Source organism: Devosia elaeis (assembly GCF_001650025.1).
Lineage (GTDB): Bacteria > Pseudomonadota > Alphaproteobacteria > Rhizobiales > Devosiaceae > Devosia > Devosia elaeis.
The window spans coordinates 26,653-51,187 of the sequence record NZ_LVVY01000126.1 but is presented as its reverse complement, the minus strand read 5'-3'; the positions used below and the strand labels follow the sequence as shown (position 1 = coordinate 51,187).

The 24,535-nt window shown below is 65.1% G+C and carries 21 protein-coding genes, 1 tRNA gene and 1 riboswitch; of the genes, 9 read left to right on the top strand and 13 right to left on the bottom strand.

From position 1 onward, the window contains the following. Positions 1-229: 229 nt before the first annotated feature. Together A3840_RS16765 and metZ are read right to left on the bottom strand one after the other, a co-directional pair. Complete coding sequence (locus A3840_RS16765) at positions 230-1,054, bottom strand: transporter substrate-binding domain-containing protein (RefSeq protein ID WP_165603205.1); 825 nt, start codon at positions 1,052-1,054, stop codon at positions 230-232. 147 nt (positions 1,055-1,201) lie between these two features. After that, positions 1,202-2,410, bottom strand: coding sequence for an O-succinylhomoserine sulfhydrylase (gene metZ, locus A3840_RS16760; RefSeq protein WP_067459544.1), 1,209 nt, complete (start codon positions 2,408-2,410; stop codon positions 1,202-1,204). Between the two features lie 39 nt (positions 2,411-2,449). Continuing rightward, positions 2,450-2,525, bottom strand: a riboswitch (SAM riboswitch). Positions 2,526-2,694: 169 nt separating this feature from the next. Between metZ and A3840_RS16755 the strand changes: the two genes are divergently transcribed. Both A3840_RS16755 and A3840_RS16750 read left to right on the top strand, forming a co-directional pair. Then, complete coding sequence (locus A3840_RS16755) at positions 2,695-3,801, top strand: 2'-deoxycytidine 5'-triphosphate deaminase (RefSeq protein WP_067459541.1); 1,107 nt, start codon at positions 2,695-2,697, stop codon at positions 3,799-3,801. A 134-nt stretch (positions 3,802-3,935) separates the two neighbouring features. Next, a tRNA-Gly gene (locus tag A3840_RS16750) sits at positions 3,936-4,009 on the top strand. A gap of 49 nt (positions 4,010-4,058) precedes the next feature. On the opposite strand, the gene A3840_RS16745 is transcribed toward A3840_RS16750, so the two are convergent. Then, on the bottom strand, positions 4,059-4,700 hold the full coding sequence (locus A3840_RS16745) for a DUF1028 domain-containing protein (protein WP_067459538.1): 642 nt from the start codon (positions 4,698-4,700) through the stop codon (positions 4,059-4,061). A gap of 134 nt (positions 4,701-4,834) precedes the next feature. Here A3840_RS16745 and A3840_RS16740 point away from each other — a divergent pair, with 134 nt between their 5' ends. The 6 genes from A3840_RS16740 to A3840_RS16715 all read left to right on the top strand — a co-directional run bounded on the left by A3840_RS16740 (position 4,835) and on the right by A3840_RS16715 (position 12,150). Next, on the top strand, positions 4,835-6,403 hold the full coding sequence (locus tag A3840_RS16740) for an ABC transporter substrate-binding protein (RefSeq protein ID WP_067459535.1): 1,569 nt from the start codon (positions 4,835-4,837) through the stop codon (positions 6,401-6,403). A 178-nt stretch (positions 6,404-6,581) separates the two neighbouring features. Continuing rightward, the gene (locus A3840_RS16735) at positions 6,582-7,529 is read left to right on the top strand and encodes an ABC transporter permease (RefSeq protein WP_067459532.1); all 948 of its coding nucleotides are present in this window, start codon (positions 6,582-6,584) and stop codon (positions 7,527-7,529) included. Then, the gene (locus A3840_RS16730; RefSeq protein ID WP_067459529.1) at positions 7,526-9,313 is read left to right on the top strand and encodes a dipeptide/oligopeptide/nickel ABC transporter permease/ATP-binding protein; all 1,788 of its coding nucleotides are present in this window, start codon (positions 7,526-7,528) and stop codon (positions 9,311-9,313) included. Before A3840_RS16735 ends, A3840_RS16730 begins: the two co-directional genes overlap by 4 nt. After that, a complete protein-coding gene (locus tag A3840_RS16725; RefSeq protein WP_067459526.1) occupies positions 9,310-10,110 on the top strand; it encodes an ATP-binding cassette domain-containing protein in 801 nt (266 codons plus the stop codon). The genes A3840_RS16730 and A3840_RS16725 overlap by 4 nt, the downstream gene beginning before the upstream one ends. A gap of 220 nt (positions 10,111-10,330) precedes the next feature. Next, positions 10,331-11,119 carry a FadR/GntR family transcriptional regulator gene (locus A3840_RS16720; protein WP_067459523.1) on the top strand — a complete coding sequence of 263 codons (789 nt, stop codon included), beginning with the start codon at positions 10,331-10,333 and terminating at the stop codon, positions 11,117-11,119. Next, the gene (locus tag A3840_RS16715; protein ID WP_067459520.1) at positions 11,116-12,150 is read left to right on the top strand and encodes an osmoprotectant NAGGN system M42 family peptidase; all 1,035 of its coding nucleotides are present in this window, start codon (positions 11,116-11,118) and stop codon (positions 12,148-12,150) included. The genes A3840_RS16720 and A3840_RS16715 overlap by 4 nt, the downstream gene beginning before the upstream one ends. Positions 12,151-12,174: 24 nt before the next feature. Here A3840_RS16715 and A3840_RS16710 read toward each other — a convergent pair whose 3' ends face one another. The 5 genes from A3840_RS16710 to A3840_RS16690 all read right to left on the bottom strand — a co-directional run bounded on the left by A3840_RS16710 (position 12,175) and on the right by A3840_RS16690 (position 17,748). Then, complete coding sequence (locus A3840_RS16710; protein ID WP_067459517.1) at positions 12,175-13,875, bottom strand: dihydroxyacetone kinase family protein; 1,701 nt, start codon at positions 13,873-13,875, stop codon at positions 12,175-12,177. Between the two features lie 22 nt (positions 13,876-13,897). Beyond that, positions 13,898-15,184 carry a TRAP transporter large permease gene (locus A3840_RS16705; RefSeq protein WP_067459514.1) on the bottom strand — a complete coding sequence of 429 codons (1,287 nt, stop codon included), beginning with the start codon at positions 15,182-15,184 and terminating at the stop codon, positions 13,898-13,900. A gap of 14 nt (positions 15,185-15,198) precedes the next feature. After that, the gene (locus A3840_RS16700; protein ID WP_067459511.1) at positions 15,199-15,726 is read right to left on the bottom strand and encodes a TRAP transporter small permease; all 528 of its coding nucleotides are present in this window, start codon (positions 15,724-15,726) and stop codon (positions 15,199-15,201) included. Positions 15,727-15,811: 85 nt separating this feature from the next. Further along, positions 15,812-16,852, bottom strand: a complete 1,041-nt coding sequence (locus A3840_RS16695) for a DctP family TRAP transporter solute-binding subunit (RefSeq protein WP_067459508.1) — start codon at positions 16,850-16,852, stop codon at positions 15,812-15,814. 107 nt (positions 16,853-16,959) lie between these two features. Then, the gene (locus A3840_RS16690) at positions 16,960-17,748 is read right to left on the bottom strand and encodes an IclR family transcriptional regulator (protein WP_067459505.1); all 789 of its coding nucleotides are present in this window, start codon (positions 17,746-17,748) and stop codon (positions 16,960-16,962) included. 184 nt (positions 17,749-17,932) lie between these two features. Here A3840_RS16690 and A3840_RS16685 point away from each other — a divergent pair, with 184 nt between their 5' ends. Then, positions 17,933-18,835 (top strand): dihydrodipicolinate synthase family protein, encoded by a 903-nt coding sequence (locus A3840_RS16685; protein WP_245676654.1) that lies wholly within the window; start codon positions 17,933-17,935, stop codon positions 18,833-18,835. Positions 18,836-18,925: 90 nt separating this feature from the next. Here A3840_RS16685 and A3840_RS16680 read toward each other — a convergent pair whose 3' ends face one another. The 5 genes from A3840_RS16680 to argF all read right to left on the bottom strand — a co-directional run bounded on the left by A3840_RS16680 (position 18,926) and on the right by argF (position 24,458). Further along, entirely contained in the window at positions 18,926-20,779 is a 1,854-nt protein-coding gene (locus tag A3840_RS16680; RefSeq protein ID WP_067459502.1) for a glycosyltransferase family 2 protein, read from the bottom strand. 9 nt (positions 20,780-20,788) lie between these two features. Next, complete coding sequence (locus tag A3840_RS16675; RefSeq protein WP_067459499.1) at positions 20,789-21,433, bottom strand: acyl-homoserine-lactone synthase; 645 nt, start codon at positions 21,431-21,433, stop codon at positions 20,789-20,791. A gap of 97 nt (positions 21,434-21,530) precedes the next feature. Continuing rightward, positions 21,531-22,250 carry a helix-turn-helix transcriptional regulator gene (locus tag A3840_RS16670; protein WP_067459496.1) on the bottom strand — a complete coding sequence of 240 codons (720 nt, stop codon included), beginning with the start codon at positions 22,248-22,250 and terminating at the stop codon, positions 21,531-21,533. Between the two features lie 104 nt (positions 22,251-22,354). Next, entirely contained in the window at positions 22,355-23,350 is a 996-nt protein-coding gene (locus tag A3840_RS16665; protein WP_067459559.1) for an Hsp33 family molecular chaperone, read from the bottom strand. Positions 23,351-23,528: 178 nt separating this feature from the next. Next, the gene (argF, locus tag A3840_RS16660) at positions 23,529-24,458 is read right to left on the bottom strand and encodes an ornithine carbamoyltransferase (RefSeq protein WP_067459556.1); all 930 of its coding nucleotides are present in this window, start codon (positions 24,456-24,458) and stop codon (positions 23,529-23,531) included. Positions 24,459-24,535 lie beyond the last annotated feature (77 nt).

Below are 24,535 nucleotides of genomic sequence, written 5' to 3'. Positions count from 1 at the left end.
AGGCATTCGCCTAACCATCCACGGTTGCTCGACCCGAGGCCGTTTGCGATAGACCCAAAAACGAAGAACCCTCGGGTCAGGCCCGAGGGTGACGATCCGGATTGGGTTAGATGCCCTTAAAGCAGTCCACTTTGAGCTGGAATCACGACTCTTTTGCTTTGCTCACCCTTAAGAGGAGGGGCCATCAGTGGGTAATTGAACCATCCCCACCCCCGGATTGGGGGAGAAGCTAATAAAACCCCACCGGGAACCAGCGGAGGTAAAGCTCGTCCAATGTACCATTGGCCTTGAGGCGGACCAGGGCCCAGTCGATGGCGTGGCGCACCGGATCGTTCCCGGCGGGCACGGCGATGGCGAGGCCTTCGCCGAAGAGACGCGGGCGGAAATAGGCTTCGCCGGCAAAGCCACAGCAGGCCAGATTGTCGTTAAGCCAAAAGGCGGCCCGCATGGCATCGCCGAAAAAGGCATCGACGCTGCCGGTGCGCATGGCTTCGAGCGCCGCCAGTTCATCCTCGAACCCGACGCGCTCCAGGCCGGGCAGGTAGCGGGCGAGAAAATCCTCATGGGCGCTGCCGGCGCGCACGGCAACGCGGCCGGCCGCCTCGGGCCGGAAGCCGTCGATGGCGGCGGCGCGGGTGACGAAGCGGCCAGGCAGTGCCAGATAGATTGCGGAGAAATCGAAGCTCTCCCCGTTTTCCGGACTCATGGCGAGGCCGGCGATCAGCGCATCGCCCTGGCTGTCCGCAAGCGCATTGGCGGCCTGGTCCCAGGGCCAGGCCTGGATGGTGCAGGCGACATTGACCTCGATGCAGATGCGCCGCGCCAGATCGATATTGAACCCGATCAGCTCGCCATTGGTGTCGCGGAAATTGAAGGGCGGGAAATCGGCCGTGGTGAGAAAGCGAATGGCCGGCACGGGCTGGAGATTGGGCAGAATCTCGCGGGCATCGGGATCGGCATGATAGGGGATGGGCTGGGCGAGAGCGGGAATGGCGAGGAGCAGCAGGGCAAGAACACCACTGACAAGGCCCAGCCAGCCAGCCCCCCCTCCCAACCTCCCCCGCAAGGGGGGAGGTGCCGCATCGCGTGCGTGGCGCCATCTCGTCGGAAACGCCGGCCCGGCACCCTCCCCCTTGCGGGGAGGGATGGGGTGGGGGGCCGGCCCTATGCGAAACAGCGTCTTCATGGCCGCTGCATCCCCCTAAACCTGATCCAGCCCATACATCAGGTCGGCAATGAGATCGTCAGGGTCTTCGAGGCCCACCGAGAGCCGGAGCAGGCCCGGGGTGACGCCGGTTTCGAGGCGCACCTCTTCGGTGAGGCGGGCATGGGTGGTGGTGCGCGGATGGGTGATGAGGGATTTGGCGTCGCCCAGATTGTTGGAAATCAGGATCACCGCCAGATTGTCCGACAGCGCGAAGGCGCCTTGCTGGCCGCCCTTGACGTCGATGGCCAGGAGGGTCGAGCCGCGCGTCATCTGCCGCCTGGCCAGGTCATATTGCGGGTGGCTGGAATGATGCGGATAGATGACGCGCTCCACCTTGGGGTGGCTGGCCAGCGCCGCCGCCACCTTTTCGGCGCTGTCGGTCATGCGCTCGACGCGCAGGGCATAGGTTTCGAGCCCCTTGAGCAGCAGCCAGGCATTGAAGGCGCTGAGCGTGGCGCCGGTCTGGCGCAGGAAGGTGTGGATGTCGCCCTCGATCAATTCGGACGAACCCAGCACGATGCCGCCCAGGACCCGGCCCTGGCCATCGATATGCTTGGTGGCCGAATAGGTGACGAGATCGGCGCCCAGTTCCAGCGGCTTCTGGTAGAGGGCGGTGGAAAAGACATTGTCGACGATGAGCCTGGCGCCATGGGCATGGGCGATCTCGGCGACGGCCTTGATATCGACCAGTTCCAGCGTCGGATTGGTTGGCGTCTCGATGAACACCACCTTGGTATTGGGCTGCATGGCGCGGGCGAAATTTTCCGGATCGCGGCCATCGACCAGAGTGGAGGCGACGCCGAAGCGGGGCGCGAAATCTTCCACGACATAGCGACAGCCGCCGAACAGCGCCTGGGCGGCGACGATGTGGTCCCCTGCCCGCACCTGGCTCATCACGGCATTGGTGACCGCCGCCATGCCCGAGGCAAAGGCCTTGCCGGCCTCGGCGCCTTCGAGCAGCGCCATGCGATCCTCGAACATGTCGACGGATGGATTGGCGAAGCGGGAATAATTGTGGCCGCCCGGAATCTTGTTCTGGAACAAGAGCTCGGCATGTTCGGAGCTTGGATAGGAATAGCCCGAATTGAGGAAGAGCGCCTCGCTGGTCTCGTGGAATTCGGACCTCTTGCCGCCGCCATGGACCATTCGGGTCGCCGCCGAGAGCTTTCTGGGATCGCGGAGGGGATTGTGCTCTTTCGACATGTCGGCGCTCTCAAACAAAAAAACCGGCTCGCTCTGGCGGCCGGCTCCACAACGGTCTTTAGCGATTTGTTTTAAGTGGCTGCAAGCGACCGGCCAAATCACCACTGGGCCGTGATGTAAAGGCAATTGGCCGCTGGCGTCAATTGTTCCCTTCCTGGGGAGAAGCCGGTCAAGCCCGGCCCGATCGGCATTGCCGCGCTTGTCCGGGCAATCCAGACTTGGCACAAGGGAAAGATGGATCGCCGGGACCAGCCCGGCCATGACGAGCAAGGACAAGTCGGGACATGACGGACACCTGGCCCAGGGGCGTCTTTACGGCGCGGCTCATCGAAAAGCTGCACGCGGAGGGCGCCATCCAGGCGGCCCGGCCCTTCGACCCCGACCAGGTGCAGCCGGCCAGCCTCGACCTGCGGCTGGGCAAGACCGCGTTCCGCGTGCGCTCGAGCTTCCTGCCCGGACCCGGCCATTCGGTGGCCGAACGCATCGAGGCGCTGAAGCTGCACGAGATCGACCTGTCCAGGGGCGCGGTGCTGGAGCGCGGCTGCGTCTATCTGGTGCCGCTGGAAGAAAGCCTGGACCTGCCCGAGGGCGTCAGCGCCTCGGCCAATCCGAAGAGTTCCACCGGGCGGCTGGACGTCTTCACCCGCGTGATCGGCGACCGGGCGCGCGGCTTCGACCAATTGCCCCCCGGCTATAAGGGCCCGCTCTATCTCGAAATCAGCCCGCGCACCTTTCCGGTGCTGGTCCGGACCGGCTCGCGCCTCAGCCAGATGCGGTTCCGCTGCGGGGACAGCCGGCTTTCGGTGGCCGCGCATCAGCGCCTGCACGAAACCGACACCCTGGTGATCGGCGGCGACCAGCCGGTGGACAATGGCGTGGCGCTGTCCATCGATCTTATGGGCCAGGGCCGCGACGGGCTGATCGGCTTCCGCTCCAAGCGCCATACGGCGGTGGTCGATGTCGACAGGAAGGCGGCGCTCGACGTGCTGGATTTCTGGGAGCCGCTTTATGCGCGGGGCCGGAGCGAACTGATCCTGGACCCCGACGAATTCTACATCCTGGTGAGCCTGGAAGCGGTGCATGTGCCGCCGACCCATGCCGCCGAAATGGTGCCCTTCGATCCGCTGGTGGGCGAATTCCGCGTCCATTATGCCGGTTTCTTCGACCCCGGCTTCGGCCATTCGGCGGCGGGCGGCACGGGCAGCCGCGCCGTGCTGGAAGTGCGCAGCCGCGAAGTGCCGTTCCTGCTCGGACACGGCCAGATCATCGGACGGCTGATCTATGAGGAACTGGCCGAAAAGCCCGATCGCCTCTATGGCTCGGCCTTCGGCTCGAACTACCAGGCCCAGACGCTGAAGCTCTCCAAGCATTTCAAGCCCTTCACGGGCTGAGCTCCCCAGCCCCGTCCCAATTTCCGCCATGACGACGGGATGGGTACGGGAGGCACCTTGACGCCTCCGCCGATTTCCAGCATTGATCGGCGCGATCCGATCGCCACGGTTTCCCATCGACCGGGCCGATCCGGGCGGGTGTAGCTCAATGGTAGAGCAGAAGCTTCCCAAGCTTACGACGAGGGTTCGATTCCCTTCACCCGCTCCAAAAATCCCAGATTACTGACATCCCTGATCGCCGGAGCGATCGCTGCCTATCAGCGCCGCGGTACCGCGGCGAAGAAGTCGTGATAGGGGCCGGTGGTGGCGCGTTTCAGCAGGTCGGCCAGGGCTTCGAGGGGGCGGTCCGAATGGTCGATCCGGAGATCGAGTTCGGGAAAGGCCTGGATGTCGTGAACGCGGAGAGCGGCCGAGCCCAGTCCTCGGCTGTCGCCGCCGGCGGCCGCGCCGGCCTGGAGCGCCGCAAGCAAGGCCGCGGCGAAGCTCGATGTGCCGCGATGCCGGTGATAATGGGCCATCATCTCCGCCAGCACCGATGCGCCGGTGAGCATGTTGCCGGCGACGGCCACACCCTTGTCGAGGAGATGACCGGCAAATCCGATGCATTGGCCGCCGGTCCAGCCCTCTGCCGAACCGTTGCGGTCGACAATGATGACCTGACGCAGCTCCGCCTTGTCGTCCTGCGCCAGCGCCATGCGCAAGGCCTCCGCCGCGCTCATCTCGCCGAGAACGGAAAGCGCGTCGAGCGCCAGATAGGGATTGGTCATGGCCTGGGTCGCGGCCGCGCCGAACCCTTGCCTCGTATGCGGCACCAGCGCCCCCACCATGGGCCCGGCCGTTGCCGTAGCCACGCCAAAAGCGCCAGTGACGAAATCGCGAGCAATTATGGAAAAGGTCATTCAACTCTCCAGATCGACGATCATTTATCATCATAAATTGACAGCGCGCAAATTTATGATGATAAATTCATCAAGCTCTGCCGGACGGCGCAATTGCGCGGCAAGGGCGAGGGAACGCAAGGAGAGGTTTTACAATGATCCGTACATGGAAAGGCGCCGCGTCGCTGCTCCTGGCCGCCACTGCCCTGAGCGTGGCGTCGCCGGCATACGCCCAGACGCCGCCCAATGTGCTCGTGGTCGGCCAGATCGCCGAGCCGGCATCGCTCGATCCGCATGTCTCGACCGCGGCCAACGATTTCCGCATCGCCGTCAACATCTATGACGGCCTGGTGCGCAACGCCCCCGGCACGCTGGAGATCGAGCCGGCGCTCGCCACCGACTGGACCATTTCCGAGGATGGCCTCGAATATGTCTTCAATCTGCGTGAAGGCGTCAGCTTCCACGACGGCACGCCGTTCAATGCCGAAGCGGTCAAGTTCAACTTCGACCGCATGCTGGATGAAAGCCATCCGCAGGCCTCGACCGGCCCCTTCCCCCTGGCCTTCTTCTTCTCCTCGGTCGACAGCGTCGAGGTGGTCGATGACCTGACGGTCAAGTTCACGCTCAACGAGCCCTTCGCGCCGCTCATGTCGAACCTGGCCTCGCCGACGGGCCTCATCGTTTCGCCCGCCGCCGTCGAGCAATATGGCGCCGATTATGGCCGCAATCCCGTGGGCACCGGCCCGTTCAAGTTCGAGGAATGGCGGTCCAATACCAGCGTGGTCGCCTCGCGCAACGACGCCTACTGGGACGGCGCGCCGGCGCTCGAAGCGGTGATCTTCCGCCCCATCACCGACGCCAATACCCGCGTCGCCGAAATGCTCTCCGGCGGCATCGACGTGCTGCTCGAGACGCCGCCCGACAATGTCGCCCAGTTCGCCAATGACGCCAATTACCAGGTGGTCGAGGCGGTGGGGCCCCATGTCTGGTATGTCATGCTCAACGCCAAGGAGGGCCCCTTCGCCGATGTGCGCGTGCGCCAGGCGGTCAATTACGCGGTCAACAAGGAAAGCCTCGTCAACGACGTGCTGCAAGGCACGGCCGAAGTCTCCGCCGGCCCGATCCCGCCGGCCTTCAACTGGGCCTATAACGAGGACGTCGCGCCCTATCCCTATGATCCGGAAAAGGCCAGGGCACTCCTCGCCGAAGCCGGGGCGGAAGGCGCGAGCCTGACTTTCCTCGTCACCGAAGGCGGATCGGGCATGCTCGATCCGGTGCCGATGGGCACCGCCATCCAGGCCGACCTGGCAGCGGTCGGGCTCGATGTCGAGATCCAGACCTATGAGTGGAACACGTTCCTCTCCGAGGTCAATCCGGGCCTCGAAGGCAAGGCGGACATGGCCGAAATGGCCTGGATGACCACCGATCCGGACACCCTGCCCTTCCTCACCCTGCGCAGTGCCGCCTTCCCGGCCGAGGGCGGGTTCAACTCGTCCTATTATTCCAATCCGGAAGTGGATGAATTGCTCGACCAGGCCCGCCTCTCCACCGATCCGGAAGAGCGCGGCGACCTCTACAAGCAGGTGCAGGCCATCACCCACGAGGACGCCCCCTGGCTCTTCGTCGCCAATTGGAAGCAGAATGCGGTGGTCACCAGCGCGGTGGGTGACTTCGAATTGCAGCCGGACTTCTCGCTGGTGCTGCGGGATGTGACGAAGCCGTAAATTTGTACCGGATGGGGGCACCCCCTCATCCGGCGCTACGCGCCACCTTCTCCCCGAGGGAGAGAAGAACGGTTCGGCGCTCGCCTCTTATTCCTCTCCCCCTCGGGGAGAGGGTGGATCGGCCGAAGGCCGAGACGGGTGAGGGGGATGCCGGCCGATACGCAGTTCAGGAGGCGCCATGCCCACCTATATTGCCAAACGCCTCCTCGCCGCGATTCCGGTCATTCTCGGCCTCTCCATCATCGTCTTCCTGGTGATGAAGCTCATCCCCGGCGACCCGGCCCAGGCGCTGCTCGGTTCCTATGCCACGCCGGACAATGTCGCGCGCATCAACCGCGCCCTGGGGCTCGACCGCTCCTGGCCCGAGCAATATTTCATCTGGATCGCCAATCTCCTCCAGGGGGATTTCGGCCGCTCCTATGTGCTCAATCGGCCCGTCCTCGACGAAGTGATCGAGCGCTTCGGCGCCACGCTCATTCTCGCCGGCGCCGCGCTCGTTCTCTGCTCGGTGCTCGGCATTCTCGCCGGCATCGTCTCGGCCGTGCGCCAGTTCGGCTGGACCGACCGCATCGTCACCTTCTTCGTGCTGATCGGCATTTCCATGCCGGCCTTCTTCCTTGGCCTGGTCTTCATCCTGTTCTTCGCGGTGCAATGGCGCCTGCTGCCGGCCTCGGGCATGTATGCTGTCTATGGCGGTGGCGACCTGCCCGATCTGTTGCGCCATCTGGTCCTGCCCGCCTCGACCCTGGCCATCGTCGCCACGGGCGTGGTGGCGCGCCTCACCCGCGCCGCCATGCTCGAAGTACTGCGGCAGGATTTCATTCGCACCGCCCGTGCCAAGGGCCTGTCGGAAAACACGGTCATCTATCGCCACGCTTTCCGCGCCGCGCTGGTTTCCGTCATTCCAGTGCTCGGCATTCAGGCCGGCTTCGTGCTGGGCGGTGCCGTCTATATCGAAACCGTCTTTCAATGGCCGGGTCTGGGACAGATGCTGGTCAAGGCCGTGTCCACCCGCGATATCCTGCTGGTGCAGGGCGGCGTGCTCATTGCCACCAGCGTCTATGTGCTGGTCAACCTGCTCGCCGATGTCGCCCAGGCCATGCTCGACCCGAGGCTCAAGGCATGAGTGAAAGCCCCGTGACCGCCCCATCCCCCGCGCGCAAGCGCCGCGGCAATATGCAATTGCTGATGGCCAACCGGCTCGCCGCGGCCGGCCTGTTCATCTTCGGCTTCATCGTCGTCGTGGCCCTGCTGGCGCCGGTGCTGCCGATCCCCAATCCCGATCTCACCGACCAGCCCAACCGGCTGCTGCCGCCGCTCAGCCAGGGTCACCTCCTCGGCACCGACCATCTGGGCCGCGACATCCTTTCCCGCCTCATCTGGGGCACGCAGGTCTCGCTTCTCGTGGGCATCAGCGCCACCGCGCTGGCGGCGCTTTTCGGCTCGCTGATCGGCCTGGTCGCCGGCTATGCCCGCGGCGCCACCGACAGCGTGCTCATGCGCCTGGTCGATATGCTGATGGCCTTTCCCTATATCCTCCTCGCCATCGCCATCGTCGCGGCGCTCGGACCGGGCCTGCTGAATGCGCTCTATGCCATTGCCCTGGTCAATATCCCCTTCTTTGCCCGCAACATTCGCGGGGTCACCGTATCGATCCGCAATCGCGAATTCGTCGATGCGGCGCGTCTGTCCGGCAAGAGCCATGCGGCGATCCTCTTCACCGAAGTGCTGCCCAATGTGCTGCCGGTCATCGTCATCACCATGTCGACCACCGTCGGCTGGATGATCCTCGAAACCGCCGGCCTGTCCTTTCTCGGCCTCGGCGCCCAGCCGCCCACCTCCGATCTCGGCTCCATGCTCGGCCAGGCGCGGGCCCAGCTCTTCACCGCCCCTCACGCCTCGATCATTCCGGGCATCATGATCTTCGTGCTGGTGATGAGCATCAATCTTCTCGGCGACGGCATCCGCGACGTGCTCGATCCGCGCCTCCGCTCCGGCGCTCTCGACCGCCCCATGGCCGTCACCCGGATCGAGCGCAAGACCAAGCCTGCGCCAACGCTGGCGGACGCCCCGGCCCTCGTTGTCGATGGACTGTCGGCCGGCTTCGACAATGGCGGCGGCGTCACCCCCGCCGTGCGGAACATCAGCTTCCGCCTGGGCAAGGGCGAATGCCTCGGCCTTATCGGGGAAAGCGGATCGGGCAAATCGGTCACCGCCCTTTCGCTCATGGGCCTCGTCGCCTCGCCGCCCGGTGTCATCACCGCGGGCGGTGTCTATATCGAGGGCCAGGAGGTGCTGTCGCTGCGCGAGCAGGAATTGATCGGCCTGCGCGGCGCTCGCGTCGCCTACGTGTTCCAGGACCCGCTGACCACGCTGCATCCGCTTTTTGCCGTAGGCGAACAGATCGCCGAGGCCATCCTGGCGCACCAGAAGATGGGCAAGACCGCCGCGCATGCCCGGGCCGTCGAGCTCATGGAAAGCGTCGGCATCCGCGATGCCGCGAGCCGCGCCTCGGCCTATCCGCACGAATTGTCGGGCGGCCAGCGCCAGCGCATCGGCATCGCCATGGCGCTCGCCAACGAGCCCGACATCATCATCGCCGACGAGCCGACCACTGCCCTGGACGTCACCGTCCAGGCGCGCATTCTCGAACTCCTGGACGCGCTGCGGCGCGAGCGCGGCCTGGCCCTTCTCCTCATCACCCACGATTTCGGCGTCGTCGCCCAGGTCTGCGACCGCGTCGCCGTCATGCGCCATGGCGAGATCGTCGAACAGGGGGACACGCAGGACATCCTGCGCGACCCGCAGCACGATTATACCAAGCGCCTCATCGCCTGCGTGCCGGAACTCGGCGAAGGCCATGGCTTCCTCGACCGTGTCCGCCCGCTCTTCAAGGAGGCCGGCGCATGAACGATGCCGTGCAAATTCGCGATCTGGTCAAGACCTTTGGCGGCGGCCGCTCCCTGTTCGGCCGCAAGGCTTCGGAAGTGCGCGCGGTGCGCGGCATCTCGCTCGATCTGCAACGCGGGGAAACGCTGGGCATCGTGGGAGAGAGCGGCTCGGGCAAATCCACCCTGGCGCGCATGCTGGTGGGCCTTGAAGCGCCGACCGCCGGCACCATGCTGATCGACGACAAGCCCTGGCCCGAGCTGGCCGCCGCGGGCACGCGCGCCTTCGGCCGGACCATACAATATGTCTTTCAGGACCCGGTGGCCTCGCTCAATCCGCGCAAGACCATCGGCGACATCCTCGATGTCCCGCTGCGCCTGCTCTGCGGCTATGACGCATCCCGGCGCGCCGCCCGCAAGCGCGCGCTCATCGACGCCGTCCAGATGCCCATGGATACGCTCGAGCGCTATCCGCACGAATTTTCCGGCGGCCAGGCGCAGCGCATCGCCATCGCCCGCGCGCTCGCCGCCGAGGCCAGCATCCTTGTCCTCGACGAACCGGTCAGCGCCCTCGACGTGTCCGTCCAGGCCCAGGTCCTCCTGCTGCTCCAGCAATTGCGGGACGATCTCGGCCTGTCCTATCTGTTCATCAGCCACGACCTGGCCGTTGTCGAAGCCATTTCCGATCGCGTCGCGGTCATGTATCTCGGAGAAGTGGTGGAGATGGGGCCCGCAGCCCAGCTCTTCGCCGCCCCGCAGCACGATTACACACGGTCGCTCATCGCCAGCGCGCCGCGCCTGACCCCGGATGCCGCATGAGATTTCCATCCATAGAGAACCATACTTTCGCCTCCCTCCCCCCCTCCCCCTTGAGGGGAGGGCCGGGGTGGGGGTTCTGCGGCCTCCAAGAACACCGCGTTCCGGGCTTACCCCAGAACCCCCACCCTCACTCCCTCCCCTCAAGAGCCTGCGCTCGGGAGCGCGCAAGCGCTACCCGAGTGGGGAGGGAGGCGATGGCACGACCTTTCGGTGCGACACGATGAGCGAAAGCATCCCCCTGCCCCGCCGCAAGCGCACCGACGAAATCGTCGATGCCATCAAGCGCATGATCGTCGAGCACAGCCTTGGCCCCGGCGATCGCCTGCCCCAGGAGCGCGAGCTCATCGCCCAATTCGCGGCAAGCAAGGGCACGGTGCGCGAGGCCTTGAAGGCGCTGGAGGTCCAGGGCCTCATCTCCGTGCGCACCGGCCCGGGCGGCGGCGCCTTCATCGAGCGGATGTCAGAGGGCCGCGCGATGAGCCTGCTCTCCAATTTCCTGTTCGCCAAGAACCTGTCGATCGCCAATATCTACCAGATGCGCAAAGTGCTCGAACCGCAGCTTGCGGCCAGCGCCACCCCGCATATCGATGAAGCCGGTCTCAAGCGCCTGGAAGCCATCATCCGCATCTACGACCACGAGCCGGCCGATGCCACCGAGCGCTGGAACCAGCGCATGGCCGAGCTCGATTTCCACGCCGTCGTCGCCGAATATTCCGACAATCCGATCCTGGCCTTCACGTGCCGTTTTCTCCAGCGCCTCCTCAAGGAGCTGACCATCGCCCAGGACATCTATGTCCAGCCCGAACCGGTCTCCCGCCAGAGCGGCATCCGGCACCAGCGCGACCTCATCGACGCCATGCGCCGCCGCGACAGTGCCGCGGCCTCGGCCATCCTTGCCGCGCACATGGCCGAAGCCGAGCAGCACATGCTGGGTCTCGAGGCCAAGCTCGAGAACCGCTTCCTCGAGGAAGTCCACCCGGCCCGCACGCGAAAGCGCCGCACCGCATGATAGACGCCGATTATCTGCTCGCCCGCCTCATCGATTTGGTCAAAACGCCGAGCCCCGTGGGCATGACCGAGCGCGCCGTAGCGCTCGTCGATACCTGGCTGCGCGACCTGGGCTATTTGCCCTCCTATACCCGTCGCGGCGTTCTCTCCGTCGCGGTCGGCGAGGGCGCTCCCCGCCGGGCCCTTGCCGCCCATCTCGATACGCTGGGCGCCATGGTCACCGAGCTCAAGCCCAATGGCCGCCTCGCCCTGCGCAATACCGGCACCTGGGCCGCCCGCTTTGCCGAAGGCGCGCGCGTCACCATCTTTTCCGATTATGCCGAACATCGCGGCACCATCCTGCCGCTCAAGGCCTCGGGCCATCGCTACAATATTGAGGTCGACACCCAACCCGCCGATTGGGACAATCTGGAAATCCGCGTGGACGCCATCCTTGCCGACCGCGAGGCGCTCATCGCCGCCGGCTTTCACGTCGGGGACATGGTCGCCATCGACGCGCAGCCCGAAATCGTCGACGGCTTCATCGTCTCGCGCCACCTCGACGACAAGGCGGGCTGCGCCACGCTCCTGGCCGTGCTGAAGGCAATCGCCGAGGGCAAGGTGAAGGTGGCCGAACCGTTCCAGGCCATGTTCACCATCGCCGAAGAAATCGGCATCGGGGGCACCCACGGCTTCGGTCCGGAGGTCGAGGAACTGCTCGCCATCGACAACGCGGTCACCGCTCCGAACCAGACCTCGCGCGATGGCGCCGTGACGATAGCAATGCGCGACCGCCAAGGTCCGTTCGACGCCAGAATGATACGCCAAATGCTCACAGTCTGTGAACGTGACGGCATCGCATGTGAACGCGATACGTTCCGCCACTATCGCTCCGACAGCGCCGCCGCAATCGAGGCCGGATGGGATCTGCGCGTGGGCCTGGTCTGCTTCTCCCTCGACAGCTCCCATGGCTGGGAGCGCACCCATATGGCCTCGCTCCTGGAACTCGGACGGCTCATCGCCGGCTATCTGCAAACGCCCATTTCAGACTGAAATATCAAACGGATAGCCGCGCTCCTAGCTGGCGGAAAGCTGGTCCGAAATGGCCTTGAGCCAAAGCGAAACGGCAACGGCGCCGCCATCCCTGACCCCCAAGGCGCGGTCGCCGAGATAGGCCGAACGGCCAAGCGAAGGCTTCATGGCGGCCGTTGCCTCCGCCCCATCGCTGGCGGCCGTGACGGCAGCCTCGAACGCCGCCGAAGGCTCGGCCCCGCCGGCGAGTTTTTGCGCCCAAATTTCGGCGGCGGGGCGCAGGGCATCGACCATGGTGCGGTTTCCGACGCGAGCCCCGCCTAATTGTTCCACCGCCTCGACGGCGGCGGTAAAGGCGTCCGACCAGTCCTGGCCCGATGCCGCGGCCTTGTCCTGAAGCACGCCAGCGGCCCGGACCAGGCCCACGGCATAGAAGGGGCCCGAACTGCCGGCAATGGCGCGCCGCAGCGCATCGGCGATGGCCGCGCAGGCCGAGGCCGGCGTATTGAAGGCCTGGTCCGGCAGGGCGCGAATGGCCTCGGCGCCGCGCACCATGCTTGCCCCGAGATCGCCGTCCCCGGCCCGGCTGTCGAGATCGGCCAGCGTCGGTTCATGCGCAATCAGCGCTGTGGCGACCGCCTCGACCGCCGCCCGAATAGCGTCGGCCTGCGGACCCGGAGGATGATCCATGCCGGTGCCGGCCGTTTGCGGCGCGGCCACGACATGACGTTCCGGCGCAACACGCCCATCGCTGTTCCAGCCGCGCGCCTCGGTGGGCGCATCGAGCGCGGCGAGCAATGTATCGGTGAGCGGCAGGATGCTGATGGAACAGCCGGGCATATCGAGCGCGGAGAGATAGACACCGCAATAGAGGCGCTCGACGAGAAGGCCGAATTCCCTGGCGCGTGCCAGGGCGCGCCGGGCCACAACGGTCAATTCGATCGGCGGCGTACTGCCGAGCCCGTTCACGAGAATTGCCACTCGTTGGCCCGCGCCCAGCTTCCTGTCTTCGAGAATGGTGTCGATCAGCCGATCCACCAGGGCATCGGCCGGTTGCAGCGGGGCCCGCTCCACGCCCTTCTCGCCGTGGATGCCCAGGCCGATCTCGATCTCGTCCGCCTCCAGGGTAAAACCCGGCGCGCCGACGGAAGGAACCGTGCAGGCCCCCAGCGCCACGCCCATCGTGCCGACGGAATCGGCGGCTTTGCGCGCCAGCGCCGTGACTTCGGCCAGCGGCAGGCCACGAGCAGCGGCACTGCCGGCGATCTTGTGGACCAACACCGTGCCGGCAATGCCGCGGCGGCGCTCGGGCGCAACGATGTCGCGCAGGGCGACGTCGTCGGCGACGACCACGATTTCGGTCGGTATGCCCTGGGCGCTGGCCATTTCGGCGGCGAGACCGAAATTGAGCCGGTCGCCGGTATAATTCTTGACGATAAGGACGGCGCCCCGCGGGCCGGCCACGGCCTTGATGGCCGCCAGAACGGCATCCACGCTGGGGGAGGTGAAGACATCCCCGGCAATGGCGGCGCTCAGCATGCCCGCGCCGACATAGCCGGCATGTCCGGGTTCGTGGCCGCTGCCACCGCCGGACAGAACGGCGACGGGCCTTTCGGCTACCGGACCGTCATCCCAGCGGATCAGCACGTTCTCGGTATCGAGCAGCGCCAGGCCGGGACTGGTATCGGCCAGGCCCTCGAGCACTTCACGCACCAGGTGCCGGGGATCGTTGATCAGTTTCTTCATGGCGCTAGCCTCGTCGATCGGGTCAGTTGATGAAGCCGGCGGCGCGCGGCAAGGCGAGAGATATTTCAGGCACGAGGATCAGGATGGCCAGGAATATCAGCTGCACGGCATAGAAGGGCAGCATGGCCAGGCTGATGGCCTCGATCTTGAGCTTGCTGACGCTGGCGGCGGCAAACAGGCACGGCCCGACCGGCGGCGTGCTGAGACCCATGACCAGCGTCAGCGACATGACGATGCCGAAATGGATCGGATGGATGCCGGCGCTTATGGCCGCCGGCGCCAGGATCGGCGCCATGACGATGAGGGCGGCGCCCACATCCATGAACATGCCGACGACGATCAGCACGCCGGTAATGAGGAAGAGCAGGGTCAGCGGATCCGAGGCGATGCCGGTGAGGCCGGAGGCGACGGCTTCCGGCAACCGTTCGAGGCCGATGAACCAGCCGAAGACATTAGCAGTCGCCAGAACCATGAAAATCACCGAGGTCATGACGCCGGCCCGCAGCAGGGCTGGAGCGATGTCGCCCCATTTGAGCGTGCGCTTGATGAACAGGCCCAGGATCAGCACGTAGAGCACCGCCACGGACGCGGCTTCGGTCGCGGTGAAGATGCCGCTGACAATGCCGCCCATGATGATGACCGGCATCATCAGCGCCAGCGACGCGCGCATGCCGATGGCGACGAATTCGCGCGGCGGAATGCGGGTTTCGCGGCGGGGAAAATTGTATTTGCGGGCCAACAGCATGACGACCAGCATCAACAGGGCCACCATGAGAAAGCCCGGCACCATGGCGGCCAGGAAGATCGAGGCCACCGAAACCTGGGCGATGGAGGCATAGAGCATCAGGATGATGCTGGGCGGAATGATGGCCCCCACCAAGGAGGAGGCGACGGTGAGCGCGGTGGCGAAGCGCTTGTCGTAGCCATGAGCTTCCATGGCGCGGATCTCGATGGCGCCCAGGCTGGCGATATCGGCAATGGCCGAACCCGACACGCCGGCGAAGAAGGCGCTGTTCAGGATGTTCACATGCGCCATGCCCCCGCGCAGCCGCCCCACCAGGGCGTCGGCGAAATCCATGATGTCCTCAATCACCTTGGAAGCGGACATCAACTCGGCGGCCAGAAAGAAGAAGGGGATGGCCATGATGGTGAAGACATTAAGGCCGGCGAACATGCGCTGGGGAACCAGCAGCAAGAACTGGCTGCCGCCGGCCTCGAACATGAGGCCCATGGAGACGATGCCGACCACGAAGGCGATGGGCATGCCGATGAAAAGAAGCGCCGCGAAAGCGATACCAGCGAAAATCATGGAACGGGCCTATTCTAAACGGAGGTCGCGGAACTGGTGGCCAGGGCGAAAGGCGACCCGCCCGTCCGGCTGCGCTGTATGGCTTCGAGCAGAGCGGCGATCTGCTGAACCAGCATCATGAAGCCGCCAATGGGCATGGCGATATAGGCGACGATCATGTTGAGACCCAGCGAGGACGAGATCTGGCGCGGCCCCATTTCCAGCGTCAGACGCGTGCTGAACCAGATGAAGACGAGCAGGAAGACTATGATGAGGCCGCTGCCGAAAACGTAGAGCGCCAGGGCAAGGCCGCGCGGCAGGCGATCGACCAGCAGGGTGATGCCGACATGGTCGAGTTGCCGGATGGCCACGCTGGCGCCGATCATGGTGACGGCGACCATGAGAAAACGCGCGGCCTCCGGGGGCCAGGCCATGGGGATCGGGATGACGAAGCGGAAGAACACGCCGACCAGAACCGATGTGACCATGCCGGCGACGATCAGGATCGTCAGCAATTTGGCCAGGACCAGCAACAGGTCCGCGAACTTCATGAAGGCAGACATGCCTCGTTCCTCCTCAGGACAGATGGGCGCATTCGAGGCGCCTTGTTGGGCAGGCGCGCAGCGCCTGCCTCCTTGTCGGGACCGATTATTCGGCCGAAAGCTCGGCCTGGGCCGCCTCGACGGCCCCCAGGAAGCCATCCACCTGATCCTGGCCGAACTGGCCGACCATCCAGTCCAGCACCCGGGGCTGGGCCGCCGCGCGGAAAGCCGCGACCTGCTCGGGGCTCGACGAGGTGATCTCGACGCCGCGCTTGCGGAATTCCTCGATCACGTCGCTGACCAGGGTCTGGGAGAGGCCGCGCCCGGCGACGGCGGCCTGGCGGCCGGCCAGCACCACCGCTTCGCGCAGTTCGGGCGGCAGGCCCTGGAACCATTGCTCGTTCACCACGATGAAGACCAGGCTATAAACGTGCTGGTCGATGGTGGCGTATTTCAGCACTTCCTGCAGGTTCTGCTGCAGCGTGCCGATGATCGGCAGTTCCGCGCCGTCGACAACGCCGGTCTGCAGCGCACCATAGACCTCGAGCCAGGGGATGGCGGTGGGCAGGGCACCCAGGCTCGACACCATTTCCTGATGCGCGGTGATTTCCATGGTGCGGATCTTGAGGCCTTCCATGTCGGCCGGCTCGACGACAGGGCGAACATTGTTGGCCCAGATGCGGAAGCCGGCATTCTCGCCGATGGAAACGGCGCGCAGGCCGGTGGTGGCCGCCATCTCGTCGAAAAGGGCGTCGCCCCATTCCCCGTCCAGGACATCCCAGGCCACGACGGCATTGGGGAAGACATAGGGAATGGTCGTCAGCTGGATCTTGGGGAAGAAGCCGGAGACGGTCGCCTCGTTGGGCGTGGCAGCCTCCAATACGCCGGCCTGCACCGCCTCCAGGTTTTCGCGCAGGTCGCCCAGGGTGCCGCTCGGATAGAGTTCCACCGCGATGCGGCCGCCGGACAGGCTTTCCAGCGCGTCCTTGAACGTGCGCATCATCGCATAGGTGTGGTTGGGATAGGTCAGCTCGCCCACTTTGGACAGCGGCGGATCAACGTTGGGCAGGCGAACTGTATATTCCTGCGCCAGGGCCATCGAGCCCATCATCAGCAAGGCGGCGAGGCCGGCCAGAGACTTCTTCATATCATATCCTCCCGATCCAGGCGCGGCATGCCTCCTTGCATGTCGCTGTAAGGGACATAATCCCGGATACCGGAACTTCATTCAATTGGGCGGATATGTCAAGGCCGCTATTTGGTAGGAGCCTCATAGCCGAGATGGCTAGAAATCTGGTCGGCGTGATGCATGACCATCGCCGCAACGGAGGCCTCGCGCTCTGCCGGAGACTGCATGGCCGAGCCGGTGGCGCTGATGCTGGCGAAGACCCGACCGAACTGATCGCGGATGGGAGCGCCGATGCAGCGCAGGCCGGGCTGGTGCTCGCCATTGTCCACGGCGTAGCCGCGATCGCGGACCTGCTGCAATTCCCGGCGCAACGACTCGCCGTCGGTAATGGTCGAATCGGTGTAGCGCAGCAGGCCGACCTCGATCACCCGCTCCAGGATCGGTTCGGGCTGAAAGGCGAGGATCGCCTTGCCGATGCTGGTGCAATGAACAGGCGCGTTTTCCAACAGGTTAAGGGGCGTGAGCCCGCCCGGCGCCGGCTCGGCGCGGTGGATGACCACCGCTCGCTCGCCGCCGAAAACCGCCAGATGCACGGAAAGACCGGTCATCCGGCCCAGCGCTTCGGCATAGGGACGGGCTTCGCGATGCAGGTCCATATTGGCCAGCACGATATTGCCGTAGGCGAACAGCTTGATCCCCAGGCGATAGCGCTCGCGTTCCCGGTCCTGATCCAGAAGGCCCACCTCGCGCATCGAGGCCAATAGACGATGCGTGGTGCTGCGGGGATAGCCGGTCTGCCGGCAGATGTCGGCCAGCGACAGGGCCCGGTGCGTGGTGGAGAAGCAATCGAGGATCGTTGCGACCTTGTTGAGCGACTTGAGATTTTCGTCGCTTGGCACTTTGCTTTCGGACATGTTCTGGCTCCGGCGTTTCCCGCTATCCGGAATAGACAATCGCCGTTCGCAGCACAATAGCGGCGTGTGGCCGAAGCGGCGGAGGGAAATTGACGGCAGGGCAAGTCGCTGCTACACCATCGCATATCCGGATTTAAATCCCGCTATTCGGGATAATAATCTTTTGGTGCAAGGGAGAAGAGACTTGTCCGTATTATCCGCCGCGCAACGCCACGCCATTACCGGCATCCTGCCGCCGATTACCAGCCCGTTCGACAAGGGCGGCGCGCTCGACGCCGGTGGCTTTGCCGAGCAGGTCGATTTCATCATGGAGGCCGGCGCCCGCGGCATCGTCATCGGCGGCAGCACCGGCGAGGGGCATACGCTGAACCGGGAAGAATTCGAAACCTCCATGCGCGCCTCCTCCGATGCGCTCAAGGGGCGTGGCGGGCTGCTGGCTGGCCTGATCGTCAACAGTACGCAGGAAGCCATCGACCGGGTGAAGATGCTGGACGGGCTCAAGGTCGATGCCTTGCAGGTCACGCCGGTGCATTACCTGTTCAAGCCCGGCGCCCAGGCCACGATCGACCATTTCAAGGCCATTGCCGACAGCACCGACATTCCGATCCTGATCTACAACGTCATCCAGTGGAATTACCTCGGCGTCGACCTGATGCTGCGCATCATGGATGAAGTGCCGGGCGTGGTGGGCATGAAGCAGAGCAATGGTGATCTCAAGTCGGTCTCCGACCTGCTGATGCGCCTCAAGCCGCACAATGTCATCATCACCGGCATCGACGCCATGCTCTATCCCGCCTTCTCGCTGGGCGCGCATGGCGCGATCACCGCCCTGACCGCGGCCGCCCCGGGCGCGGTGGTGAAACTGTGGGATGCAGTGGAGGCCAAGGATTACGAGCTGGCCAAGGACCTGCATTTCAAGCTCGGCGCGCTCTACAACGCCTTCAATCACGACAACCTGCCCGCCTGCACCAAATATGCCCAGCACCGCCAGGGCATCGCGATGTACTACCCCAAATCGCCGATGGAACAGGTGAGCGACGAGCAGAAGGCCCGCATCGATCGCGCATTGGCCAACCTCCTGGCCTGACGCGACCAGTATGGTCCAAACACAAGCCGGCACATGAAGGGGCGCGTTCTCCGGAACGCGCCCCTTCGCAATCGGTGCCTGCCCCCTGCCCTAATCGCCGAATGCCCGGCGAGACCTGGCCACAGGAACGGGCGATGGGCCGGAGCGGGCCGTGGTCCTGGTTTCGTGCGGGGTCTTGAACCAGCGGAAGGGGTGGCGCACGAATTCGGCCAGAGCGCGCAGGGTCGCCCAGGCGATGAGCAGCCAGTAGACGGGCAGCAGCAATTGCTGGCGGACGAGGCCGCGCTGGCGGGTGCGCGCCAGGCCGACGAGATTGGTGGCGATGGCCGTGCCATGGCCCAGCACCAGCACCGCCATGCAGGCGGCGAGCCAGGCGTCGAATGCCATGCCGGGCGGCAATCCGTTCACCAGCGTCCAGAGCAGGAAGAGGAGCAGGGTCGTGTGCAGGAGCGGCGCCAGCAGCATGCCCAGGAGGGTCACCTGGAACAAGGCGAAACGCCAGAGGCCCAAATCCGCAAGCAGGCGCAGGGGCCGGCGATTATGCACCATGAAGGTCTGCATCCAGCCCTTCATCCAGCGGGTGCGCTGGCCCAGCCAGGGTTTCAGGGTCCGTGGCGCATCCTCCATCGTATAGCTGGTGCTGGTGGCGGTGCGCAGGCGGCGGCGCGCCAGCCTGACGCCCAGATCGGCATCCTCGGTGACGTTGTAGGCGTCCCACCCGCCCAGCCCGCGCAGGGTTTCGAGACGGAAATGGTTGGAGGTGCCGCCCAGGGGCATCACCGCGTGCCAGCGGGCGAAGGCGGGCAGCAGCACCGTGAACAGGCCGGCATATTCGCCCGCGAACAGCGCCGGCAGGAAACCCTGCCGGCCGTTGCCGATGACGAGGCGCGCCTGGATGCAGTGCAAATCCGCGTCGTGCCGGAACTGGGCGACGACACGGCGCAATTGGCCGGGTTCAGGCAGGTCCTCGGCATCGTAGACCACCACGAATTCGCCGTGACAGAAGGGCAGCGCGAAATCGAGCGCCTTTGGCTTGGTCCGCGGCAGCGCGTCGGGCACCACGGTCAGGGCGAAGCGCACATCGCCGAGGCGGCGGCGCACGGCGGCGATCGTATCGGGCGAGCGGCTCTCCACCACGAAAAGGATCTGGAGCTTTTCGGGCGGATAATCGAGCCGGCCCAGGCTGTTGGCCAATTGATCCACCATATTGGCCTCGTCCCGGAGGGGAACGAGAATGGAATAGACCGGCAGATCGGCATCGGCGATTGCGGCGAATGGCCGTGGCCGGGGCGCGGGCGTCATGAGCGCGCAGAACCGCAGCAGGGTGGGCAGCACGACCAGGACCAGCCAGAACGGCAACAGCCACGGCTCGCCGGTCAAAGGCGCCGCCAGGGCGGCGGCGGCCAGCAGCACCAGGCCGATGGCGAAGCTCCAGCGCAGCGGCCGGGACAGATCGAGCTGGGCGGCCGCAAAGGGCCAGGACCGGGCGAGGTTCTGGCGCGCACCATCGATCAGCGCCGCCTCAGCCGCCTCGACGAGGAGCGCACGCAGGGCCGGTTCGGGCACCAGGCACAGAGAGGTGCGAAGCTGCGGATTGGCGGCATAGGCGGCCTTGAGCCGCAGGACGCCGAAGAAATCGGGCGCCGCGAAGGCGACATCGCGGCCCAACAGGCTGAGGCGGAACATCCGCACTTCGCCCAGGGCCTCCAGCCGCGCCGGCGCGACGTCCGCCTTGGCGATGCGGGGCACGACATCGTAATAGGTCAGGCCCAGCCAGGCGGCGGCGCGGCGCATGATTTCGGCCTGGTTGTGACCGGCATGGACCGCGCACCAATGCAGCGGATCGACCTCGCTGCACAGGGCCTCGTTCAGCATCAGGCGCGCCTCGTCCCGGCTATAGGCCGGACCGAGCACCGCGTGCATCAGGCTAGCCGCCTCGGACATGAGTTTCCCTCAGGGTATGAGAGAATTGCCGATCGCGGAGAAATGGCCCTGGCCGGAAATGAGCGCCTGGCGCATCCCCGTGGCCCGCCGGACATTGTCCAGCGCGTCCTCGGAAACCTCGATCCAGGCGGCCAGGGTGGGCTTGCCATCGATGCTCTGCGGCCGGCCGAGCGGGGTGATCCGCCAGCCCACGGCCGTGCCATGCTCGAGCATATAGATGGAGGAAACGAAGGTGATGTAGGAAAAGCCCTCCCTGAGGGCATATTCCATCACCGAGCAGAAAAGGGCTGCAGACTCGGGAGCGCGCCGCCGGCCTTCGCGTCGATCCGGACGCACGTAAAAGCGTGTCCAATCGGCCCCAAGCGAAGGGTCGGCGGGGAGGTCTTCTTGCACTAGCCCGTGAAAGACAGTCTGCAGCAAGTTCGGTCGATCGAGAGGGGTGATGCGCGAACCGCCCACCACGTCCTTTCCATCGGTAATCAGGATATGGGTGGCGTCCTCGTTGTCGAAATCGTCGACATCGCGCCCGTCGGGCCGGCGCAGGGCTTCCCAGCCTTGCCGCTCGACGAAGACCTTGTGCCTGAGACGGTAATTGTGTTCCAGCAGATCACGGCTCTGCCGGTCCGCAGGCTCGCGGACGATGTGCACGCGCATCGGTCGGCCCCCAATTTCCGTCCAATTTTGCCTTAATTAGGCACAGGCGGGGCGGGGAACGATATTGGTAAAAATCACAAGCACGGCCGAAAGCGGCTCAGAGCGTGATCAGCTTGTGCCGGATGGCCTCCACCACGGTGTGAAGGCGGTTATTGGTGCCCAGGCGCTTCTGCGCGTTCTCGCAATGCTGGTTGATGGTGCGCGCGGTCAGCCCGGTTATGCCGGCGATCTCGTTGGCGGTCTTGCCGCTGGCCACCCATTTGAGAATCTCGGCTTCGCGCCGCGTTATCGCCCGGCGGGGCGCGCCATTGGGGTCGTTGGCATTGATGAAGCGCAGGCGGCCATGGACGTAAAGCGCCAGCATGTGCAATTCGAGCCGCGACTTGTCGTCCAGGTGTTCGGTCTTGCCGACCAGTGAGACGACGCCCTGCATACCCCCTTCCATATGGATGGGAACGCACAGGCCCTGGTCCATGCCGAAATCGCGCGCCTCTTCCATGACGCGGCGAGCTGGCAGGTCGGCCTCCTGGTCATAGGGGGCGTCGGACCAGTCGAAAGGCAAGGTGGTGCCGAAGCAGTGGCGCGCCACCGGGTCGAGATGGACATAGCCCAGGCTGGTATAGCGCTCGTACCATTCATCGTCCCAGCCGGAGAGCAGCACGAAGGGCCGCACGTCCATGCCCCGGTCGGGCAGTCCGGAAATGATGAATTTCTGAAAGCCATATTGGTCGATGGCTGCATAGAGCAGATCGAGAATGCCGCTGGCGCTGGATTCGCGCTGGACGTTCTCGATGGTCGACATCAAGTCGGCATTCATCCCGGCGGACCCCTATTGCCGTTTAGAACAATTATATTTTGCCGGGACTTAGGAATATTTGCAAGCGCGGGCATGCCGGCGCGCAATGGCGCCGGCATGGGCGTTCAATTCTGGAACTGGTGCGGATTGAACCGATAGGCGGTCGAGCAGAATTCGCAGACCACCTCGATTTCGCCGTCCACCGCCATGTCCTGCCGCTCTTCGTCCGAGAAGCTGTTGGCCAGCATGTCCTCGATGCGATCGACCGAACAAGTGCAGCGTTCCTCCAGGGCCTGCGGCGGAAACACCCGCACGCCGGTCTCGTGATAGAGCCGGAACAGGAGCCGCTCGGGCGAGAGGTCCGGGTCGGCCAGTTCAAGATCGGACAAGGTGCCCAGAAGCGCCTTGGCCTCGGCCCAGCCATCGGCTTCGACGAAATCGGGATCGGCCATGGCCGGATCGTCGAAATCGCCATTGCCTGGCAGGTCGGCCAGGACATTCATGCCGCTGGCCGGAAGATGCTGGACCAGCATGCCGCCGGCGCGCCAGCGCGGGCGATGATCGCCCCTGGTGCTCATCTGCGCCACCGCGATCCGCACCTGGGTGGGGATCTGCTCGGATTGCATGAAATAGGTATGGGCGACCTCTTCGAGCGAATTGCCCTCGAGCGCCACGATGCCCTGGTAGCGTTCCATGTGCTGGCCCTGGTCGATGGTCATGGCCAGGTGGCCATTGCCCAGCAGCTCGGCCGGGCTGGTGCGGCCGGCTTCGGAAGCTTTGAGCAGCGCATCATGGTCGTAGCGGGCATAGCCGCGCACGCCGTCGGGGGCGTCGAAATCGACGACGATGAGATTGACCGGGCCATCGGTCTGGGTCTGGAGGATGAAGCGGCCCTCGAATTTGAGCGAGGAACCGATCAGGGCCGACAGGACCACTGCTTCCCCCAGCAAACGCGCCACGGGCAACGGATAATTGTGGCGGCTGAGGATCGTATCGAGAGCGGCGCCGAGCCGCACGACGCGGCCGCGCGTGTCGAGCTTGTCCAGCGTGAAGGGCACGACCGCATCATCGCCGGTTTCGGGGCGGTCGAGGCCCAGGCTGGTCATCAGGTTCTCGGTCATGGCGGTTGAATCCGTGGTCATCGTCGCAAGTCTTTCAGGTCGGCCAGGCCAGGCCGGCAATACAGTAGACCTCATCCTGAGCTTGTCGAAGGGCGAGGTCGTGGCACCATTTGGGCACGACCTCGTGGTTCGACAGGCTCACCATGAGGTCTACTGATAAAGCCGGTCACGTCCGGGGCTAGTTCGTTTCGACCCCGAAGGCCCAGCACAGAATGGCTTTCTGGGCGTGAAGGCGGTTTTCGGCCTCGTCGAACACCACCGATTGAGGACCGTCGATCACCTCGTCGGTCACCTCGTCGCCGCGATGGGCGGGCAGGCAGTGCATGAACAGGGCGTCTTTGTTCGCCAAGGCCATTAGATTGGTGTTGACCTGGTAGGGTTTCAAGACCCGCCGGCGCTCGGCCGCGTCCACGTCGCCCATGGACACCCAGGTATCGGTGATGACCAGGTCGGCGCCTTCCACCGCTTCGCGGGGATCCTCGATCAGCTTCACCGCCGCGCCGGCCCGCTTGATGTCCTGCATCAGGTCCTTTTCGGGGCTGTATTCGTCCGGCACGGCGATGGTCAGCTCGCATTCGAACAATTCGGCCGCGTTGACCCAGGAATGGAGCACGTTGTTGCTGTCGCCCACCCAGGCGACCTTGGCGCCCTTGATGTTGCCGCGATGCTCTTCGAAGGTCATCAGGTCGGCCATGATCTGGCAGGGATGCGCGCGGCGGGTCAGGCCGTTGATCACCGGCACGGTCGCGCCCTCGGCCAGTTCCAGCAGGTCGGCATGGCTCAGGATGCGGATCATGATGGCATCGACATAGCGGCTCATCACCTTGGCCGTGTCTTCCAGCGTTTCCTCGCGGGAAAGCTGCATTTCCTGGCCGGACAGCATGATGGTCTGGCCGCCGAGCTGGCGCATGCCGACATCGAAGGACACGCGGGTGCGAGTGGACTGGCGCTCGAAGATCATGGCCAGCACCTTGTCCTTGAGCAATTGCGGACGGTCGCCATCCCTGAGGCGCTGCTTGAGCGCGCCGGCCTGGTTGAGCATGCCGCGCAGTTCGGCATAGGTGAAATCGTCGATGGACAGAAAATGCCTTGGATTGCCGGTCGTCATGGCCGGGCTCCTTTTATTGACGCTGTGCAGAGGGATCAATGCCGCCATCCTGCGGGATGGCGGCTAACAAACCATGT

Excerpts from the sequence above, each read along its gene's own strand:
- metZ (WP_067459544.1), bottom strand. The coding sequence starts at position 2,410 with ATGTCGAAAGAGCACAATCCCCTCCGCGATCCCAGAAAGCTCTCGGCG.
- A3840_RS16755 (WP_067459541.1), top strand. The coding sequence starts at position 2,695 with ATGACGGACACCTGGCCCAGGGGCGTCTTTACGGCGCGGCTCATCGAA.
- A3840_RS16745 (WP_067459538.1), bottom strand. The coding sequence starts at position 4,700 with ATGACCTTTTCCATAATTGCTCGCGATTTCGTCACTGGCGCTTTTGGC.
- A3840_RS16740 (WP_067459535.1), top strand. The coding sequence starts at position 4,835 with ATGATCCGTACATGGAAAGGCGCCGCGTCGCTGCTCCTGGCCGCCACT.
- A3840_RS16735 (WP_067459532.1), top strand. The coding sequence starts at position 6,582 with ATGCCCACCTATATTGCCAAACGCCTCCTCGCCGCGATTCCGGTCATT.
- A3840_RS16730 (WP_067459529.1), top strand. The coding sequence starts at position 7,526 with ATGAGTGAAAGCCCCGTGACCGCCCCATCCCCCGCGCGCAAGCGCCGC.
- A3840_RS16725 (WP_067459526.1), top strand. The coding sequence starts at position 9,310 with ATGAACGATGCCGTGCAAATTCGCGATCTGGTCAAGACCTTTGGCGGC.
- A3840_RS16720 (WP_067459523.1), top strand. The coding sequence starts at position 10,331 with ATGAGCGAAAGCATCCCCCTGCCCCGCCGCAAGCGCACCGACGAAATC.
- A3840_RS16715 (WP_067459520.1), top strand. The coding sequence starts at position 11,116 with ATGATAGACGCCGATTATCTGCTCGCCCGCCTCATCGATTTGGTCAAA.
- A3840_RS16710 (WP_067459517.1), bottom strand. The coding sequence starts at position 13,875 with ATGAAGAAACTGATCAACGATCCCCGGCACCTGGTGCGTGAAGTGCTC.
- A3840_RS16705 (WP_067459514.1), bottom strand. The coding sequence starts at position 15,184 with ATGATTTTCGCTGGTATCGCTTTCGCGGCGCTTCTTTTCATCGGCATG.
- A3840_RS16700 (WP_067459511.1), bottom strand. The coding sequence starts at position 15,726 with ATGTCTGCCTTCATGAAGTTCGCGGACCTGTTGCTGGTCCTGGCCAAA.
- A3840_RS16695 (WP_067459508.1), bottom strand. The coding sequence starts at position 16,852 with ATGAAGAAGTCTCTGGCCGGCCTCGCCGCCTTGCTGATGATGGGCTCG.
- A3840_RS16690 (WP_067459505.1), bottom strand. The coding sequence starts at position 17,748 with ATGTCCGAAAGCAAAGTGCCAAGCGACGAAAATCTCAAGTCGCTCAAC.
- A3840_RS16680 (WP_067459502.1), bottom strand. The coding sequence starts at position 20,779 with ATGTCCGAGGCGGCTAGCCTGATGCACGCGGTGCTCGGTCCGGCCTAT.
- A3840_RS16675 (WP_067459499.1), bottom strand. The coding sequence starts at position 21,433 with ATGCGCGTGCACATCGTCCGCGAGCCTGCGGACCGGCAGAGCCGTGAT.
- A3840_RS16670 (WP_067459496.1), bottom strand. The coding sequence starts at position 22,250 with ATGAATGCCGACTTGATGTCGACCATCGAGAACGTCCAGCGCGAATCC.
- A3840_RS16665 (WP_067459559.1), bottom strand. The coding sequence starts at position 23,350 with ATGACCGAGAACCTGATGACCAGCCTGGGCCTCGACCGCCCCGAAACC.
- argF (WP_067459556.1), bottom strand. The coding sequence starts at position 24,458 with ATGACGACCGGCAATCCAAGGCATTTTCTGTCCATCGACGATTTCACC.